General features: G+C 72.7%; 17 protein-coding genes. 8 read left to right on the plus strand and 9 right to left on the minus strand.

The genetic code is table 11. The annotated features are described in order from the left end of the window. Positions 1-7 precede the first annotated feature (7 nt). Together NOSIN_RS09360 and NOSIN_RS09365 are read right to left on the minus strand one after the other, a co-directional pair. Positions 8-553: a type 1 glutamine amidotransferase domain-containing protein gene (locus NOSIN_RS09360; protein WP_077690358.1), complete on the minus strand. Its 546-nt coding sequence runs from the start codon at positions 551-553 to the stop codon at positions 8-10. Positions 554-699: 146 nt separating this feature from the next. Beyond that, a complete protein-coding gene (locus tag NOSIN_RS09365) occupies positions 700-1,413 on the minus strand; it encodes a type III secretion system chaperone family protein (RefSeq protein WP_077690359.1) in 714 nt (237 codons plus the stop codon). A 301-nt stretch (positions 1,414-1,714) separates the two neighbouring features. Here NOSIN_RS09365 and NOSIN_RS09370 point away from each other — a divergent pair, with 301 nt between their 5' ends. Next, the gene (locus NOSIN_RS09370; RefSeq protein ID WP_077690360.1) at positions 1,715-2,230 is read left to right on the plus strand and encodes a GNAT family N-acetyltransferase; all 516 of its coding nucleotides are present in this window, start codon (positions 1,715-1,717) and stop codon (positions 2,228-2,230) included. 63 nt (positions 2,231-2,293) lie between these two features. On the opposite strand, the gene NOSIN_RS09375 is transcribed toward NOSIN_RS09370, so the two are convergent. Further along, positions 2,294-3,676, minus strand: coding sequence for an FAD-binding oxidoreductase (locus NOSIN_RS09375; RefSeq protein WP_077690361.1), 1,383 nt, complete (start codon positions 3,674-3,676; stop codon positions 2,294-2,296). Between the two features lie 206 nt (positions 3,677-3,882). On the opposite strand from NOSIN_RS09375, the gene NOSIN_RS09380 reads away from it, so the two are divergent. Continuing rightward, a complete protein-coding gene (locus tag NOSIN_RS09380) occupies positions 3,883-4,635 on the plus strand; it encodes an SDR family oxidoreductase (RefSeq protein WP_077690362.1) in 753 nt (250 codons plus the stop codon). A gap of 57 nt (positions 4,636-4,692) precedes the next feature. Next, complete coding sequence (locus tag NOSIN_RS09385; RefSeq protein WP_077690363.1) at positions 4,693-5,124, plus strand: DNA-binding protein; 432 nt, start codon at positions 4,693-4,695, stop codon at positions 5,122-5,124. 82 nt (positions 5,125-5,206) lie between these two features. Here the strand turns inward: NOSIN_RS09385 and NOSIN_RS09390 are convergent, their stop codons facing one another. Further along, on the minus strand, positions 5,207-6,517 hold the full coding sequence (locus NOSIN_RS09390; RefSeq protein WP_077690364.1) for an FAD-binding oxidoreductase: 1,311 nt from the start codon (positions 6,515-6,517) through the stop codon (positions 5,207-5,209). Positions 6,518-6,617: 100 nt separating this feature from the next. Here NOSIN_RS09390 and NOSIN_RS09395 point away from each other — a divergent pair, with 100 nt between their 5' ends. Beyond that, a complete protein-coding gene (locus NOSIN_RS09395; RefSeq protein WP_077690365.1) occupies positions 6,618-7,481 on the plus strand; it encodes a sigma-70 family RNA polymerase sigma factor in 864 nt (287 codons plus the stop codon). A gap of 82 nt (positions 7,482-7,563) precedes the next feature. Here NOSIN_RS09395 and NOSIN_RS09400 read toward each other — a convergent pair whose 3' ends face one another. Both NOSIN_RS09400 and NOSIN_RS27165 read right to left on the minus strand, forming a co-directional pair. After that, on the minus strand, positions 7,564-8,124 hold the full coding sequence (locus tag NOSIN_RS09400; RefSeq protein WP_227014308.1) for an MOSC domain-containing protein: 561 nt from the start codon (positions 8,122-8,124) through the stop codon (positions 7,564-7,566). Then, the gene (locus NOSIN_RS27165) at positions 8,117-8,350 is read right to left on the minus strand and encodes a hypothetical protein (RefSeq protein WP_077690367.1); all 234 of its coding nucleotides are present in this window, start codon (positions 8,348-8,350) and stop codon (positions 8,117-8,119) included. Before NOSIN_RS27165 ends, NOSIN_RS09400 begins: the two co-directional genes overlap by 8 nt. Positions 8,351-8,799: 449 nt before the next feature. On the opposite strand from NOSIN_RS27165, the gene NOSIN_RS09410 reads away from it, so the two are divergent. The 4 genes from NOSIN_RS09410 (at position 8,800) to NOSIN_RS09425 (ending at position 13,052) form a co-directional block, all read left to right on the plus strand. Beyond that, entirely contained in the window at positions 8,800-9,666 is an 867-nt protein-coding gene (locus NOSIN_RS09410; protein ID WP_077690368.1) for an LLM class flavin-dependent oxidoreductase, read from the plus strand. 62 nt (positions 9,667-9,728) lie between these two features. Next, on the plus strand, positions 9,729-10,448 hold the full coding sequence (locus NOSIN_RS09415) for a Mut7-C RNAse domain-containing protein (protein ID WP_077693512.1): 720 nt from the start codon (positions 9,729-9,731) through the stop codon (positions 10,446-10,448). A gap of 75 nt (positions 10,449-10,523) precedes the next feature. Next, a complete protein-coding gene (locus NOSIN_RS09420; RefSeq protein WP_077690369.1) occupies positions 10,524-11,309 on the plus strand; it encodes a maleylpyruvate isomerase family mycothiol-dependent enzyme in 786 nt (261 codons plus the stop codon). A 165-nt stretch (positions 11,310-11,474) separates the two neighbouring features. Next, a complete protein-coding gene (locus NOSIN_RS09425; protein WP_077690370.1) occupies positions 11,475-13,052 on the plus strand; it encodes an MFS transporter in 1,578 nt (525 codons plus the stop codon). A 386-nt stretch (positions 13,053-13,438) separates the two neighbouring features. Here NOSIN_RS09425 and NOSIN_RS09430 read toward each other — a convergent pair whose 3' ends face one another. The 3 genes from NOSIN_RS09430 to NOSIN_RS09440 all read right to left on the minus strand — a co-directional run bounded on the left by NOSIN_RS09430 (position 13,439) and on the right by NOSIN_RS09440 (position 16,300). Further along, entirely contained in the window at positions 13,439-14,041 is a 603-nt protein-coding gene (locus tag NOSIN_RS09430; protein WP_077690371.1) for a helix-turn-helix domain-containing protein, read from the minus strand. Between the two features lie 131 nt (positions 14,042-14,172). Further along, a complete protein-coding gene (corA, locus tag NOSIN_RS09435; protein ID WP_077690372.1) occupies positions 14,173-15,147 on the minus strand; it encodes a magnesium/cobalt transporter CorA in 975 nt (324 codons plus the stop codon). 244 nt (positions 15,148-15,391) lie between these two features. Beyond that, entirely contained in the window at positions 15,392-16,300 is a 909-nt protein-coding gene (locus NOSIN_RS09440; RefSeq protein WP_077690373.1) for an aminoglycoside phosphotransferase family protein, read from the minus strand. Positions 16,301-16,498 lie beyond the last annotated feature (198 nt).

The raw sequence follows: 16,498 nt of genomic DNA on the forward strand, positions 1-16,498 counted from the left end.
GCAGGCCTCACTTGGCGGCGAACTCCCGCACGATGCGCTCGCAGAAGGCGGGCAGGTCGTTCGGGTTGCGGCTGGTGGTGATCCCCTGGTCGGTGACCACCTCCTCCTCCACCGTGGTTCCGCCCGCGTTGCGGATGTCGGTGCGCAGGCTGGGATAGGAGGTCACCCTGCGTCCCCGCACCACGTCCGCCTCCACCAGGATCCAGGGCCCGTGGCAGATGGCGGCCACGGGCTTGCCCGAATCGACGAAGTCGCGCACGAACCCCACCGCGTTCTCGTCCTGGCGCAGGTTGTCCGGGTTGACGGTCCCGCCGGGGACCACCAGGGCGTCGTAGTCCCCCGCCCCGACCTCGGACACCACACGGTCCACGGCGAACTGGTCCGCCGGTTCGATGTCGCCGTTCATCGCCTGGATCTTCCCGGACTCGAGCGAGACCAGGTCGATGTCGGCGCCCTCCTCCAGCAGCGCCTCACGCGGTTTGACGAGCTCCACCTGCTCGACACCGTTCGCCGCCAGGATCGCGATCCGGCGGCCGTTGAGCGTGTCGGCCATGGCTACCCCCCTCAGCTCGACTTCCCGGCACCTTCCGTGCCGCGTTGGCGCATCTACCCGCACAGGCCCGTCCGCTCACATGTGCCGCCGAGTGACCGGTGCTCCCCGCACGGTGAGCCCGGGAACCCTCCACTGCGCGAGCACTCCTAGCCCACACTGTCCTGGGTGCCCTCCCACACCCCGGTCGGAATCCGCTCCAACAGGTCGATCACGGCGTCGGCCCGCGCCTGGACCCGTCCGGTGTCCAGACGCCCCCGCTCCCAGGAGAGCAGGTACTGGCCGGCGAAACGGAACGGGAAGCAGAACGGGGCGAAGCCCTGCCGGGACAGCAGCCACGTGCGCGTGCCCTCCGCCAGAACGGTCCCGGCGAAGGCGTCGCCGACGGTGGCCACACGGAAGCACGCGTCGAACTCCTCCTGGCCCGAGACCCAGGGGTGCGCGCCCGTCGGAGGGGACGGCGTGTCAGGAGAACCCCGCACCGGTTCCACCTGCAACAGCGGCACGGCCTCGGGCAGGGTGACCACGACCACGGTGTACACGTACGGGGCGGTCCGGTCGCGGCCGTGGAGGTGGGCGGCGGTGCAGCCGTACTCACAGGCCACCACCCGGCGGCCGCGCCACTCGGCGCACAGCACGTGCCTGGCCCGGGCGTCGGAGCCGCGCTCCAGGAAGGGGGCACCGTGGAACCGGTCGACCAACTCGGGCCGTTCCCGGTCATAGCGCCACCCCCGGCGCTCGGCCCAGGCGGACAGGGCCCGGGAGCGGTGGCGTTCGGCGGCCGAACCCGCGAACACCATCACGCCGACGACAACGACCACCAGGGCCGCGATCACCAGGACCAGGACAGTGGGGATCTCCATGGGGGGACTCCTCGTCCGAAATGCGGATTTCCGCTTCTCTCCGCTCAGACGCGGCCCCCTGCCGCTCCGGTTCCCCTCTCCCGTCCGGTCGTGAGTCCGCTCGCGTGCTAGCGTGTCCACGCCCTGACAGCAGCCAGAGGAGAGGGAGGCGGGGCTGATGACCGCGATGTGCGCCGCCACCACGAGCGGTATCGCCGATCCTTCCACCTTCCGGGTCCCGGCCTGACCGCCCTCGGGCCGTGAGCCGCACGCGCCCACACGGGAGCGCCCCGGCGGGGACCCCACAGCAAAGGCCTGTCACATGAGTACACACCAGACCTGGAACACCCGCGTCGAGACCGACGCCGACATCCCCGCGGTCCACGCCGTCAACACCGCCGCGTTCGACACCCCGGCCGAGGCCGAACTCGTCGACGCCCTGCGCGCCGACCCGGCCTGGATCCCGGGCCTGTCCATCGTGGCCACCGACGAACACGACGCCCCCGTGGGATACGCGCTGCTGACCCGCTGCCACATCGACCGCACCCCGGCCCTGTGCCTGGCTCCCTGCGCGGTGCTGCCACGGCACCAGCGCACCGGCGCCGGATCGGCGGCCGTCCGCGCCGCCCTGCGGGCCGCCGCGGAGATGGGCGAGTACTTCGTCGTCGTCCTGGGACATCCCGGGTACTACCCCAGGTTCGGTTTCACCCGCGCCTCGCGGTACGGCATCGGGCTGAGCATCGAGGTCCCCGACGAGGTCCTGATGGCCCTGACCCTGGACACCGGCCACCCGCTGCCCGGCGGCACCGTCCACTACGCCGCGCCGTTCGGCATCTGACCCGCACCCGGCCGGCACAAGCCCGTGCGGGGGCACCACACGGCGCCCCCGCACGGGCCGCGGTCAGTGCGCGGCGAAGACCTTGCCCGGGTTGAAGATCCCCCGCGGGTCCAGGGCGTCCTTGACCGCCCGGTGCATCCGCAGGACCTGCGGCCCCATCTCGCTGGCGGCGCCGCGCATCTTCAACAGGCCCACACCGTGCTCGCCGGTGACCGTGCCGCCCAGGGCCAGCGCCTCGTCCACGATCACCTCGAAGGCCTCCTGCGCGCGCTTCTTGGCGCCCTCGTCCCCGGCCGGAACGATGAACAGGGGGTGCAGGTTGCCGTCACCGGCGTGCGCGACGTTGCCGATCCGGGTCTGGAAACGCTCCCCGATCTGTTCGATGCGCTCCAACATCAACGGCAGCTTCGCCTTGGGCAGGCACATGTCCTCGGTCAGCAGCGGACCGAGCCGCTCCAGCGCCGGATAGGCCAGACGGCGGGCCTCGAACAGGGCCTCGGCCTCCTCCTGGTCGGTGGAGCGCACCGCGTAGACCGACCCCTGGGCCCGGAAACACTCCAGGACGAGGTCGGCCTCCTGCTCACCCGCGGCTCCGGGCAGGTCGCTGCGCGCCAGCAGCAGCACCTCGCCCTCGGCGGACAGGCCCATGTTCTTCCAGGAGTCCACCGCCTGCAGGCAGAACCGGTCGATCAGCTCCATCGCCGAGGGCACCACCCCGGCGGCCGAGACCGCCGCCACCGCGCGACCGGCCTCCACCAGCGAGTCGAAGTAGCCCACCACCGTGTGCTCGGTGCCGGTGCGCAGCGGCAGCAGCCGCAACGTCACCTCGGTGACCATGCCCAGGGTCCCCTCCGAACCCACCATGAGCCCGCACAGGTCGTAGCCGGTGACCCCCTTGGCGGTGGTGCGGCCCAGCCTCACCACCTCACCCGAGCCCATGACCGCCTCCATGCCCAGCACGTAGTCGCGGGTGACCCCGTACTTGACACAGCACAGGCCGCCCGCGTTGGTGGCCACGTTCCCGCCGATGGTCGACCAGGGCGCGGAGGCGGGGTCGGGCGGATACCACAGGCCGTCCCGGGCCACCCTCGCGCGCAGGTCGCCGTTGACCACTCCGGGCTGCACCGTGGCCGTCTGCTGGACGGGGTCGACCTCCAGGACCCGGTTCATCCGCTCGAAGGAGACCACCACCCAGCCGTCCACGGCGTTGGCCGCCCCCGACAGTCCCGTGCCCGCACCGCGCGCGACCACCGGGACCCCCAGTTCGGCGCACACGCGCACGACGGCCGAGACGTCCTCGGTCCCGCGCGGGCGTACGACCGCCGCGGGACGGCCGTGGCCGGCCCACTCGGCCTCGTCGTGGGAGTAGCCCTCCATGACCAGGGGGTCGGTGACCACCTGCTCCGCGCCGACCGCTGCCCTCAACCTCTCGGCGATCCCGGACATGGGCATCCTCCTCACCACTGCGCCCGACGCTCCGCTGCGCCGATGCCGCCCAGCACTCTAACCAGACATCCCGCCTCCGGGGCACCACCGCCCCCCGCTCCGGGGCCGGGCGCCGCCTGGGGGAAAGCGCCACGACCGCCGCGTGCGCCACCGTGTCGGGGCCCCGAAGTCTTAGCATGGTCCTTCGGCCAGCCAAGGAGCATCCCATGAAGACAGTCCTGGTCACCGGCGGTACCGGAACCCTGGGAACCCTCGTCGTGGAACGCCTGCGCCGAGCCGGGCACCAGGTACGCGGCCTGAGCCGCCACCCCGACTCCCAGGACCCCTCCTCCTTCTCCGTGGACCTGCGCAGGGGCACCGGGCTGGCCGAGGCCGTCCAGGGCGCGGACACCGTCGTGCACTGCGCCACCACACCCACCGGCGGAGACATCGAGTCCGCCACCCACCTGCTCCGCGCGCTGCGCCGTGCGGGGGTCAAACACCTGGTCTACGTCTCCATCGTCGGCGTGGACCGGATACCGCTGGGCTACTACCGCGACAAGCACACCGTGGAACAGGCCCTGGAGGCCTCCGGCCTGGGATGGTCGGTGCTGCGCGCCACCCAGTTCCACGACCTGGTCCTCACCCTGTGCGCGGGCGCGGCCCGGCTCCCCCTCATGCCCGTCCCGCAGGTGGACGTGCAGCCCGTGGACGCCGGTGAGGTCGCCGCCCGCCTGGCACGGCTGGCGGAGGGCGACCCGGTCGGGCGCGCCCCGGACATGGGCGGCCCGCGCGTGGAGTCCTTCCGCGACCTGGCCGGCGCCTACCTGTCCTGGGCGGGGCTGGAGCGGCGCGTGCTGCCGGTGCGCCTGCCGGGAGCCACCTTCGCCGCCTACCGGGCCGGGTACCACCTGACCCCCCAGCGGGAGGTCGGCACGGTCACCTTCCAGGAGTTCCTGGACCGGCACACCACCGATTGAACAACCTGTTGAAAATAGTGTGTTGACAAGCGTGGGTGCGGCCTCCATCCTGAAGGCATGACCGAGCCACAGCCCGAGAACGCCTTCGCCCAGCCCGACCCCGGCGCCGCGCGCCGCCTGCGCACCCACCAGGCGCTGGTGCGCATCACCGAACGGCACGCCGGCGGTGAGGACCGCCGCCGCTGGGACGAGCACCGCATGCCCATGCCGCCCCTGGACGCCCTGCGCCGCGTCGCCGACCTGGCCTCGGGCAGTGCACTCCCCGAGGAGGGTGTTCCCGCCGTGGACCAGGACGACCTCACCGCCGCCCTGACCCTGGTGCCCTGGGCACGCGCGGAGTTCGACCAGCTGGAGGCCGGACTGCTGCGGATGTCCAAGGGGCGCGGCATGACCTGGCAGGAGATCGCCTTCGGTCTGGGACTGGGCTCGGCCCAGGCCGCACGCCAGCGCCACGAACGCCTCCTCCAGCGCGCCGACACCGACATCTGAGACGGCCCCCGCCCGGCGCCGCCACCAGGCGGGACGGACGGCGCCGGGCGGTGTGCCCGCCGCCCGGCCCCGCCCCACCGGATCAGCCCAGGACCGGATAGTTGGACCGCACCACCCCGCGCGGGTCGCGCTCACGCTTGATCCGCCGCAGCCGCTCCAGCACCGACGGAGAGAAGGCATCCGCGGCCGAATCACCCGGAGCCAGCGCGGTCAGCGGCCTGCGTCCGCTGACGTGGGAGCCCAGCGCCTCCACCAGCGCGTCCTGACGCGCACGGACGCCCTCACCCACCTCAGGCGTGAGGGGCACACCCATCGCGTACAGGTAGTAGGGCTCGTCCAGCGGCCCGAAGGGGGTGTCGGAGGCACCCGCGAGGGCACCCCCCAGATGACGCACCTGCACTCCCAGCAGCGGAGCGATCGGCTCGGCCAGCAGCGCCCGGACACCCTCCCAGCCCAGGTCGGTCAACAGGGCGGCCCGCGCCAGGTTCGGTGAGGGGTCGGTGGGCTCGGCGGTGATCGACCCCAACGCGGTCAGCGGCAACACCCCCAGGCTTCCGCGCAGCGGCGTACCGGCCACCTCGAACGGACGCAACAGCTTCTCCGCCCCCTCCCCACCGCCCAGGAAGGTCACGTCCACCGACACCGTCGGCTCCAGACCCGGGACATGCTGTAGGTTCAACCACACCGTCAGCTCCTCCGGCGCGTTCGAGGTGACCTCGGTGTAGGCCCCCAGCACACGCTCGGCCCGATCGGCGGGCCACACCAGCCGCCCGCCGTACAGCCCCGGCGCCGGATGCAGGTCGAACTCCAGGGCGGTGACCACGGCGAAGTCGCCACCGCCGCCGCGCAGCGCCCAGAACAGGTCGGGATCGGACCCGGCGGTCACCCGTGCCCGCTCCCCCTCGGCCCCCACCACCTCCAGGGCTGTGACGCCGTCGGCCGCCCACCCGTGGCGGCGACCGAACCAGCTCAGTCCACCGCCCAGGGTGTACCCCGCCACACCGACCACCGGGGAACTCCCCGGCAGACCGGTCAGCCCGTGCTCGGCGGCCGCCTCCTGCACCCTGCCCCAGGACACGCCCGCACCCACCCGCGCCACCTGCCGCCGCACGTCGATGCCCACCTCGTCCAGGGCGCCGGTGCGCAACAGCACCGCGCCCTCCGCGGCACCGGAGGCACCGTGCCCGGTGGGCTGGGCGGCCACCGCCAGGCCCGCCCGGTGGGCGTGACGGACCAGGGCGGCCACGTCGTCGGCGTCGGCGGCCTCCACCACCGCCGCCACCGACTGCTCCACGGCCAGGTTCCAGGGGCGTCCGGCCCGGTCGAAGCCCTCCTCCCCCGGGGCCAGCACACGGCCGCGCAGCAGCGAACTCAGTTCGTCACAGGTGTCCATGGATCTCCTCACTCGCGAACCGGTCACATCGGGCGGCGCCGCAACGTCGACCCGGTGACACGTCGAATCCACGACGGACGCCAACGGGAGAATGTGACCGATGAACACCGACCAGTTGTGGGCCGCCCGCTTCGAGGAGCACAGGGGAGTGCTGCGCTCGATCGCCTACCGGATGCTGGGCTCGGCGAGCGAGGCCGAGGACGCGGTGCAGGAGGCGTGGCTGCGGCTGAACCGCTCCGACGCACAGAGCATCGACAACCTGGCCGCGTGGCTGACCACGGTGGTGGGACGGGTGTGCCTGGACATGCTGTGCACGCGCACCTCACGCCGCGAGGACCCGGTGGGTGAGGACCTGCCCGAGCCCGCCTCCTCCGTCCCCGGCACCGACCCCGAACAGCAGGCGCTCCTGGCCGACTCGGTGGGCCTGGCGCTGACGGTGGTCCTGGACACGCTCTCCCCCGCCGAACGGCTGGCGTTCGTCCTGCACGACCTGTTCGGGATGCCCTTCGACCACATCGCGCCGGTCCTCGAACGCACCCCGGCGGCCACCCGCCAACTGGCCAGCCGGGCACGGCGACGGGTGCGCGGGGCGAGCACCGACGCCAAGGAGGACCTGGCACGGCGCCGCCGGGTGGTGGAGGCGTTCCTGGCCGCGGCGCGCGAAGGCGACTTCGGGGCGCTCATGGAGGTCCTGGCCCCCGACGTGGCGGTACACGCCGACGAACTCGCCGTGCTGCGCGGCGTGCCCGTGGCGACCCACGGCGCACAGGCGGTCGCCGCGCAGGCCATCACCTTCTCGCGCCTGGCCGAGTCCTCCCGCGTGGTGACCGTCCACGGGGCGCCCGGGATCGTCTCCCTGCGCGGGGGGCGCCCCTACGCCGCGCTGGTGTTCACCGTGCGGGAGGACCGTGTCGCCGCGATGGAGGTGCGCGCCGACACCGCCCTGCTGGACTCGCTCTCGTGAGGGCGCTTTGAGGAGAACAGGTCCGGTCCGCCCGCCCTCCCCGCGATTCCAGCCGGCACGGGCAGCACGGAGAAACCGCGGATCAGACCCGCTCCAGGAGCACGTGGGGCCCCTCGGGCACCCGCACGTGAACGGGCATGCCGGGCTCGACGGGCCCGCTGGTCAAAACGACGCCCATCACCCCGGCCCTGCGCACCACCGCGCCGTCCTCGCCGCGGTGGACGACCTGTCCGAGCAGCCCCTCGGAGAAACCGTCGATCTGCAGGCACGGATTGCGCAGACCGGTGACCCGGACGCTGGCCCGGTCCCCGAAGCGCAGGACCGTGCCGGTGGACAGAGCCAGCAGGTCCAGCCCGCGCGTGGTGACGTTCTCCCCCAACTCGCCGGGGCCGACCGAGAACCCCGCCCCGGCGACCTCGTCGAAGAGCTCGGCGTGGATCAGGTGGACCTGGCGCAGGTTGGGCCGGGTCGGGTCCGCGGCCACCCGGGAACGGTGCTGAACGGTGGCGCCCAGGTGGGCGTCACCCTCCACACCCAGCCCCGCCAAAAGGCGGATCCCGGGCAGGACGTCCTTGCTGAAGGTGTGCCCGGCACTGCCGCTGACCGACTCCACCACCGCGTCCACGGACATCTCCTCACTCATCGGTCCCCATCGCGCGCAGAGTATCCGAGCGGCGCCGCTCCAAGCGGCCCAGCACGACCCCCGTGGCCTCGTCGGCGGGCGGGTAGACCACCGACTGCCGGGTCTCGGCGTCCAGGACCTCATGGGCCGGACGCAACTCGCCCACCTCCGGGTGGACCAGGCGCTCCACACCCCTGTACGCGGGCGGGACCGCCCCCGGCACCAGGGCCGATCCGGCCTCCCCCACCGAACGCGACCACCGGGCCGCACACGCCGTGGGCGCGGTCGCCGACGAACCGGGGCGAGCCCCTCCCAAGCCGCGATCGCCTGGACCACGGCGCGCTCACGCGCCGCGCATCCCGCCATCGGTGCGAACGACACCGAGCACCTGCGGGACGGCCTGGACGCCGTGGACGTGGTCCTGCCCCCGCAGGCACTGGAGCGGTTGGACGCGTTGGCCGGGTACGGCCCCGGTGGTCCGCCCGACCGCCCCTGCGCCCCACGCGGGTTCCGCGGTGCCGGCCTCGCCGCCGCACTGACGACCGGTCGCGCAACCGACACCGTCACCGCCCCATCGCACACACAGAACCCACGCGGCCTCACCCAACACGTGGAACCGCCCGCCGAACGCATACGGGCCGCGGGTGGAAGACCACGACCGTTGCCCCCACCGCCCTCCTCCGCTAGAACGGGGTGATGACCACACTCGGAGCCGTGTTCAGGCCCCAACTTCCCCCCGAACGCCTGCGCTCCGTGGCCCGCGCGGCCGACGACGCCGGACTCGACCAGCTCTGGCTGTGGGAGGACTGCTTCCTGGAGAGCGGCATCGCCGCCGCGGCCGCCGCCCTGGCCTGGACCCACCACCTCACCGTGGGCGTGGGCCTGCTCCCCGTCCCTCTGCGCAACGTCGCCCTGACCGCCATGGAGACCGCCACTCTGCACCGGCTCTTCCCCGGCCGTGTCCACCTCGGCGTGGGCCACGGCGTCCAGGACTGGATGGCGCAGGCGGGCGCGCACACCGCCTCCCCCCTCACCCTGCTGCGCGAACACCTCGACGCACTGCGCGCCCTGCTGGCCGGGGAACGCGTCACCGTCCAGGGCCGCTACGTCACCCTCGACGACGTCCGCCTGGACTACCCGCCCACCACCCCCGCCCCCGTCCTGGCCGGCGCCCGCGGCCCGCGCACCCTGCACCTGACCGGCCAGGCCGCCGACGGCACCCTCCTGGACGCCGGCATGGGAGTGGAAGGAGTGGCCCGGGCCAGACGACTGGCCGACCAGGGACGCGAGGACGCCGGACGCACCGGCCACCACCCCGTGACCGCCTACCTGCTGGCCGCCACCGGGGCCGACGCCACCGCGCGCATGGACGCCGAACTGCACAGCGAGAACCTGCCGCCCGGCACCGGCGTGGCCGGAGACGCCCAGACGATCGCCCACGCCGTACGGCGTATGGCCGACGCGGGAGCCGACACCGTGGTCCTACAGCCCACGGCCGACGAACCCGACCCCGAGGGCTTCGTCCGCTTCGCCGCCCGACAGGTACGCCCGCTCCTGCGGTGAACGGTCCCGTCCACCAGGGACACGGCACGCCCCCGTGGCATGCTGGAGGAATGGAACGGGTGATGCTGGATCTGCACTTCGCGCCCGAACTACGCTTCTTCCTCACCCCACGGCGCAGACACGGACCGGTGCGCGTGGAGACGGAGCCCACCTCCACCCTGGGCCACGTCGTGCAGTCACTGGGCGTTCCGCTGACCGAGGTCGGTTCCCTGCGCGTCAACGGCCACCCCCGCCCACCCGCCCACCGCCCGTGCCCGGGCGACGTCGTCGACGTCCTGGCCGTGCGATGGCCGCAGACCCCGCCCTTCGGACACACACGGTTCCTGCTCGACGTGCACCTGGGCACCCTGGCCCGCCGCCTGCGCCTGCTGGGCGTGGACACCGCCTACGACAACGACCGCGACGACCAGGCGCTGATGGAACAGGCCAACGCCGAGGAGAGGGTGCTGCTCACCCGCGACCGCGGACTCCTGCGCCGCCGGGACCTGCGAGCGGGCGCCCACATACACCAGGACCACCCCGACGACCAGCTGCGCGAGGTCCTGGAGCGGTTCGCACCATCACTGCACCCCTGGACACGGTGCCCGGCGTGCAACGGCGCACTGGCGCCGGCGGCCAAACACCAGGTCCAGAGCCGGCTGGAACCGGGCACCCGCGCCACCTACGAGGCGTTCTCGCGCTGTCGTTCCTGCGGCCGGGTGTACTGGCCCGGAGCCCACCACCCACACCTGGCCAGGATCGTGCACCAGGCCCAGGAGTTCGTGTCCGACCGCTCCACCTGAGCGCGGGACCGCGTGCCCCTCCCGCGCTCCGGCCCGGATGCGAATCCGCGGTGGCCGGTGTGCCACCATGTCGGCGTGAACGTCACCGCGCACATCGCCGCCCTGGACCGTGAAGGCCGCCTGATGGCCGAGTCCGCCGCCGCCAACGGACTCGACGCCGTGGTGGCCGCCTGCCCCGGATGGCGGGTGCGCGACCTGCTCGCCCACACCGGTCAGGTACACCGCTGGGCCGCGGCGCACGTGGCCTCCGGCAACGGCGGACCACCGGTACGGGGCCAGGCAGCCAAGGCGGTGTTCCCCCACCCCGGGGACGACACCCTCCTGGACTGGTTCCGTGACGGCCACGCCCACCTGGTGAGGACCCTCTCCGACGCCGCCCCCGACACCGAGTGCCTCACCTTCCTGCCCGCACCCTCACCCCTGGCGTTCTGGGCGCGCCGCCAGGCCCACGAGACCGCCGTCCACCGCGTCGACGCCCAGTCGGCGCACCCGGAACACGCCCCCGCCCCCGAGGAGGGAGCGGCCGACCCCGGCGACCCGGCACTGGCCGCCGACGGGGTGGAGGAACTCCTCCTGGGTTTCTTCGCCAGGCCGGGCGGCCCCCTGGTGGCCGACCCCCCGCTGGTACTGGCCCTGGAGACCACCGACACCGGACAGGGCTGGACGATGTCGCTGACCCCCACCGGCCGCACGAGCACGCGCGGGACCGGTCCCGACGCCGACACCACCGTGACCGGACCGGCGCACGAGCTGTACCTCCTGCTGTGGAACCGGTCCGGTGGCGGCCGCTGCACGGTCACCGGCGATCGCGGGGCTCTGGACCTGTGGCGCGAACGCGCCCGGGTACAGTGGCGCCGCTGAGAGACCCCGGCACCTTCACCGGCGGCCCCTTCCCGCCCCGCCCGGCACAGGAGCAAGCCGGTCCCGCGGGTGCACGGCGAAGCGCGTCCCCGCCCACCCCCGCCCCCGGGCCAACGCGAAACCGCGGCCTCGCGGGGACACCGGAACAACCAAGGAGACCCGACCATGTCCGAGGCCGCACACCGGGCGGGGGCACGCCAGTGGGTGGGACTGGCCGTACTGTCCCTGCCCGCGCTGGTGATCGCACTGGACTTCACCGTGCTGCACCTGGCCGTGCCGCACCTGAGCACCGACCTGCGGCCCACGAGCACACAGGTGCTCTGGATCGTGGACATCTACGGCTTCATGATCGCCGGACTCCTGGTCGCCATGGGCACGCTGGGCGACCGGATCGGCCGCCGCAGGCTGCTGTTGGCCGGGGCGTTCGCCTTCGGCGCCGCCTCGGTGCTCGCCGCCCTCTCCACCAGCGTCCAGGTACTGATCCTGGCCCGCGCCCTGTTGGGGATCACCGGCGCCACCCTGTTGCCCTCCACGCTGTCGCTGATCAGCAACATGTTCCGCGACCCGGTACAGCGCAGGTTCGCCATCGCGGTGTGGTCGGCCAACTTCATGCTCGGAGGCGCCATCGGACCACTGGTGGGCGGTGCCCTGCTGGAGACGTTCTGGTGGGGTTCGGTCTTCCTGCCCGCGGTACCGGTGATGCTCGTCCTGCTCCTGCTGGGACCGCTGGTGGTACCGGAGTACCGCTCCCCCGACGCGGGCCGCCCGGACCCGGCCAGCGTCGTGCTGGCGATCGCCTCGATCCTGCCCGTGGTGTACGGGATCAAGGAGGTGGCCAGGGACGGCCCGGCCGCCGCACCCCTGCTCTCCGCCGCCGCCGGAGCCCTCCTGGGATGGGCCTTCGTACGGCGGCAGCGGCGGCTGGCCGACCCGCTGCTGGACCTGGAGCTCTTCTCCCACCGCGGTTTCAGCGTGTCCCTGGGAGCCCAGACCACCGGCCTGTTCGTCCTGGGCGCCGTCCAGTTCTTCGTCATGCAGTACCTACAACTGGTACTGGGCCTGTCCCCGCTGGAGGCCGGGCTGTGGACCGTGCCCGCGATGGTCGCGGGCGTGGCGGCGAACCTGCTGGTCCCCCTGCTCTCCCGACGAACGAGACCGGTACACGTGATCACCGGCGCGTTCGCCCTGGGCGTGGTCGGCCTCCTCCTGATCGCCGCGGCCGGCCCCTCCGGACTGGCCCCGACCGTGGCCGGGTTCACCCTGCTCAACCTCGCACTCAACCCTGCGATGGTGCTGACCTACGACATGATCATCAGCAGCGCCCCGCCCGAACGCGCCGGAACGGCCTCGGGCACGGCCGAGACCGGCAACGAACTGGGCATCGCGCTCGGAGTGGCGATCGCCGGAAGCCTGGGCGCCGCCGTCTACCGCCGCCAGGTGACCGGGGCCGCCCTTCCCGCCGACACACCGCCTGAGGCGGTCGAGGCCGCACGCGACACCCTCGGCGGCGCGGTGGCCGCGGCCCGGGAACTGGCCGGGCCCAGCGGTGGGGAACTGCTCACCGTGGCACGGGAGGCCTTCGTGCAGGGAATGCGGGTGAGCACCATCGCACTGGCGGTCCTGCTGGGCGCTGTCACCCTCACGGCCGCCGCGCTCCTGCGTAACGCGGGCACCACCGCACCCACCCATCCCGGCGGCGACGCACACGACCGGCACGACGACGAGAACCAGACCAGGGCCTGAGGCACCTCCCCGCGCCGACACCCCTGGGCCGCGCTTCGCCTCGTGCTCGGACGCCGGGGCACGGGAGCCTTGGGCCCTACGGCGTGCCCGCCGCCCCCGGCGGCACAGGACCGAAGGCCCTAGGGCATGTATGGCGAATACTCACCCTGCTGCGCGACGCCCCAGCGGCACCCTCGCCGCGTTCTCATCAGTCAACAGCCAGACCAGGAGGGCCCCCGCTGTGCGACACTGCCGAGCTCGCGAGGCAGGCACAGTAGGGGCGCTTCTTCTTCGGCCTTGCGAGGCCACCACCGGATACGCCCGCCCGTCTCCCTCCCACCGCCCTCAACGGTCGCGCTTCGCGCGCAGCGCTCTCCAAACGACGGGCGGCATCCACCACACACGCCCTAGTCGTCCTGCTCGGAAGAGCGTCCCGCCCGAGGACGGGCACGCAGGTGCGCGCGCTCACCCTGCCTGCCGAACAGGCTCAGGAACTCGACCGGTTCGGTGTCGGCGGCACCGAACCAGTGCGGCACGCGGGTGTCGAACTCGGCCGCCTCACCGGGTGAGAGCACCAGGTCGCGCTCACCCAGCACGACCCGCAGCCTTCCGTTGAGGACGTAGAGCCACTCATAGCCCTCGTGGGTCTGCGGGTCGGGCTCCCGGCGGCTGCCGGGCGAGATCACCAGCTTGTAGGCCTGGATACCGCCGGCACGGCGGGTCAGGGGCAGCATGGTCATGCCGTGCAGGCTGACCGGGCGCAGGTGGATGCGCGGATCACCGGTGGGCGGGGCGTCGACGAGCTCGTCCAGGGTGACGCCGTGGACCCTGGCCAGGGGAAGCAGGAGTTCCAGAGTCGGACGACGGGCACCGGACTCCAGCCTGGACAGGGTGCTCACCGAGATACCGGTCGCCTCCGACAGCTCGGCCAGCGTGGCCTCCCGCTGCCGGCGCAGCACGCGCAGACGCTGTCCGACCGCTCCGAGTGTGTGGTCGAGGTCGTTGTCCATCCCACTATTTTGCCATGGCGGCAACAGATGTTGCGCAAGCGGAGGCGGGGTCACACGCTGGCCGGGCAGGCGGCCACGACGACCGGTCGACACGGTGACGGCCCCGCCGCGGTGACCCGCACGGCCCGCCCCTACAACCAGCCGTTCCTGCGGAGCCGGTGGTAGGCCAGGGCGGAGGCCCCGACCATCACCCCCATGACGATCGGGTACCCGAACAGCCAGTGCAGTTCGGGCATGTGGTCGAAGTTCATGCCGTAGAACCCGGCGATCATGGTGGGGATCGCGATGACGGCCGCCCAGGAGGAGATCTTGCGGACGTCCTCGTTCTGCTGTTTGCCCAACAACGCGAGGTGGGCGGTCAGCGCGCTGGTGAGCAACTCGTTGTGGTCGCCGACCCCGTCGTTGACCCGCAGCAGGTGGTCCAGGACGTCGCGGAAGTACTCCCGGGTGTGCTCGAACCTGTGGATCCTCCCCTTGGTGATCTCCTGGAGCACCGGGATGAGCGGGCTCTCGGCGCTGCGGAACTCCAGCACCTCGCGTTTGAGGTGGTGGATGTCCTCGGTGACGTCCGCGCCGCGGGGACGAAAGACCACCCGTTCCAGCTCGATGATGTCGGACTCGATCTGGTGCACCACCACGCCGTAGTGGTCGACGATCTCGTCGCACACCCCGTACAGCACCGCGGCGGGACCGGCGGCCAGCAGGGCGGGTTCGGCCTCCAGGCGCTCGCGGACCCGGCCGAACGGGTCGGCGGCGCCGTGGCGGACACTGACCACGAAGTCCTCGCCGAGGAACAGCATGACCTCGCCGACCTCGACGTCGGAGGTGGCCTCGCGGTAGGACAGCGTCTTGACCACGACGAAGAGCGTTTCGCCGTAGCGTTCCATCTTGGGGCGCTGGTGGGCGGTGAGCGCGTCCTCGACGGCCAGGGGGTGGAGCGTGAGTTCCTCCTCGATGAGGCTGAACTCCCCCTCGGTGGGCTCGTGGAGCCCGATCCACACGAAACAGTCGTCCTCGTCCTCACGGGCCCTGTCGAAGGTGTCGCTGATGTCGCCTTCGATGTCCTGCCACTGCCCGTGGTGGTAAATCGCCTTATCTGTGATCACGGGCCCCCATTATGGCCCGGTTCCCCCGAAGGTCGGGACACGGGACAAGTACGCACGGACCAGGCGGTGTTTCCTCGATGCTCCGCCGCGCTTCGCCCCGTGCCCGGACGCCGCGGGTAGGGGAACCTCCAGCCCCCGCGGTGCGCCCGTGAGATATGAGCGGGCGCACCCGCGAGACCTCCGGCGGCCCCGTCAACGCCCTCGCCACCCCCGGCGACACAGCACCGAGTCCACCGGACAGAACCTAGCCGGCGAGGGCCTGGGTGATCTGACGCGTCGTCTGTGCGGCGATCCGCGGATCGACGGAGGCATAGGAGGTGTAGGCGTTCAGGCCGGTGGCCAGGGCCCAGCCGCGGCCCCGCGTCCAGGTGGCGTCGTCGACACCGAGCGCGGCACGGAAGGCGGCACGGCTCCCCTGGGACATCAGGGTGAAGGCGACGGTCATGTCGCAGGCCGGGTCGCCGACACCGAGCCCGCCGAAGTCGATCACCGCGCTGAGGCGTCCGTCGACGGTCAGCAGGTTGCCGGTGTGGAAGTCGCCGTGGAACCAGACCGCGGGACGGTCCCATCCGGGGGCTGCGAGCGCCGCGTCCCACAACTCGGTCATCGCGGCGGTGTCGAACGCGCCGCCCGACCCGGCCAGGGCGGCGATGGCGGCCCGCGTGGCCTGGTCCCGGTCGGCCAGCGACCCGCCGGCGAGGTTCCCACGAGCGTCCCGGACCGGCACGTCCCCGGGCGCGAACCGTTGGAGGGCGGTCAGGAACTCCGCCAGTTCGACGGCGGCCGCACAGGAGTCGCCCAGCGCCTCGACGGTCGCCACCTCGCCGTCCAGCCAGCGTGACACCGCCCATGGCCAGGGAAAACCGAAGTCGGGCTCTCCCACACCCACCGGCACCGGGATGGCCAGCGGCAGGTGCGGGGCGAGCCGGGGCAGCCACTCGGACTCCTTCTCGGCCTGGCCCATCGCCCCGGCATGGCGGGGCAGCCGGACCGAGAGCTCCCCGCCCAGCCGATAGATCACATGGTCCGAGCCGGACGGGTCGACCGGCTCCAGAGCCGACTCGGCCCACTGCGGGAACTGGGTGTCGACCAAACGCCTGACCAGCGCGGCATCGATTACGGGGCGGGCGTTGGCACCCCTCCCGGTCGCCAAGGGCTGCTCCTTCGGTGGGCCCGCTTCGTGCGACGGGCGATCCCTGCCATCACAGCGCCCGGCGCCCCGCCTGTCCACCGGATTTCCCCACGCGCCACCGGCCCCGGACCCGTCCGCGGCGCCTCGCCCGCGACCGTGCCGCGGACGAGGCGTGAGCACGGCGAACAGGCCGCGAAGGCACCCGGGCCGTGTACTTCA

Origin of the sequence: Nocardiopsis sinuspersici (assembly GCF_001998325.1) — a bacterium.
Lineage (GTDB): Bacteria > Actinomycetota > Actinomycetes > Streptosporangiales > Streptosporangiaceae > Nocardiopsis > Nocardiopsis sinuspersici.

Bases quoted from the DNA above. Each gene is read 5' to 3' on its own strand.
- NOSIN_RS09400 (WP_227014308.1), bottom strand. From the start codon at position 8,124: ATGAGTGAGGAGATGTCCGTGGACGCGGTGGTGGAGTCGGTCAGCGGC.
- NOSIN_RS09360 (WP_077690358.1), bottom strand. From the start codon at position 553: ATGGCCGACACGCTCAACGGCCGCCGGATCGCGATCCTGGCGGCGAAC.
- NOSIN_RS09425 (WP_077690370.1), top strand. From the start codon at position 11,475: ATGTCCGAGGCCGCACACCGGGCGGGGGCACGCCAGTGGGTGGGACTG.
- NOSIN_RS09365 (WP_077690359.1), bottom strand. From the start codon at position 1,413: ATGGAGATCCCCACTGTCCTGGTCCTGGTGATCGCGGCCCTGGTGGTC.
- NOSIN_RS09415 (WP_077693512.1), top strand. From the start codon at position 9,729: ATGCTGGATCTGCACTTCGCGCCCGAACTACGCTTCTTCCTCACCCCA.
- NOSIN_RS09395 (WP_077690365.1), top strand. From the start codon at position 6,618: ATGAACACCGACCAGTTGTGGGCCGCCCGCTTCGAGGAGCACAGGGGA.
- NOSIN_RS09380 (WP_077690362.1), top strand. From the start codon at position 3,883: ATGAAGACAGTCCTGGTCACCGGCGGTACCGGAACCCTGGGAACCCTC.
- NOSIN_RS09385 (WP_077690363.1), top strand. From the start codon at position 4,693: ATGACCGAGCCACAGCCCGAGAACGCCTTCGCCCAGCCCGACCCCGGC.
- NOSIN_RS09375 (WP_077690361.1), bottom strand. From the start codon at position 3,676: ATGTCCGGGATCGCCGAGAGGTTGAGGGCAGCGGTCGGCGCGGAGCAG.
- NOSIN_RS09390 (WP_077690364.1), bottom strand. From the start codon at position 6,517: ATGGACACCTGTGACGAACTGAGTTCGCTGCTGCGCGGCCGTGTGCTG.
- NOSIN_RS09430 (WP_077690371.1), bottom strand. From the start codon at position 14,041: ATGGACAACGACCTCGACCACACACTCGGAGCGGTCGGACAGCGTCTG.
- NOSIN_RS09370 (WP_077690360.1), top strand. From the start codon at position 1,715: ATGAGTACACACCAGACCTGGAACACCCGCGTCGAGACCGACGCCGAC.
- NOSIN_RS09410 (WP_077690368.1), top strand. From the start codon at position 8,800: ATGACCACACTCGGAGCCGTGTTCAGGCCCCAACTTCCCCCCGAACGC.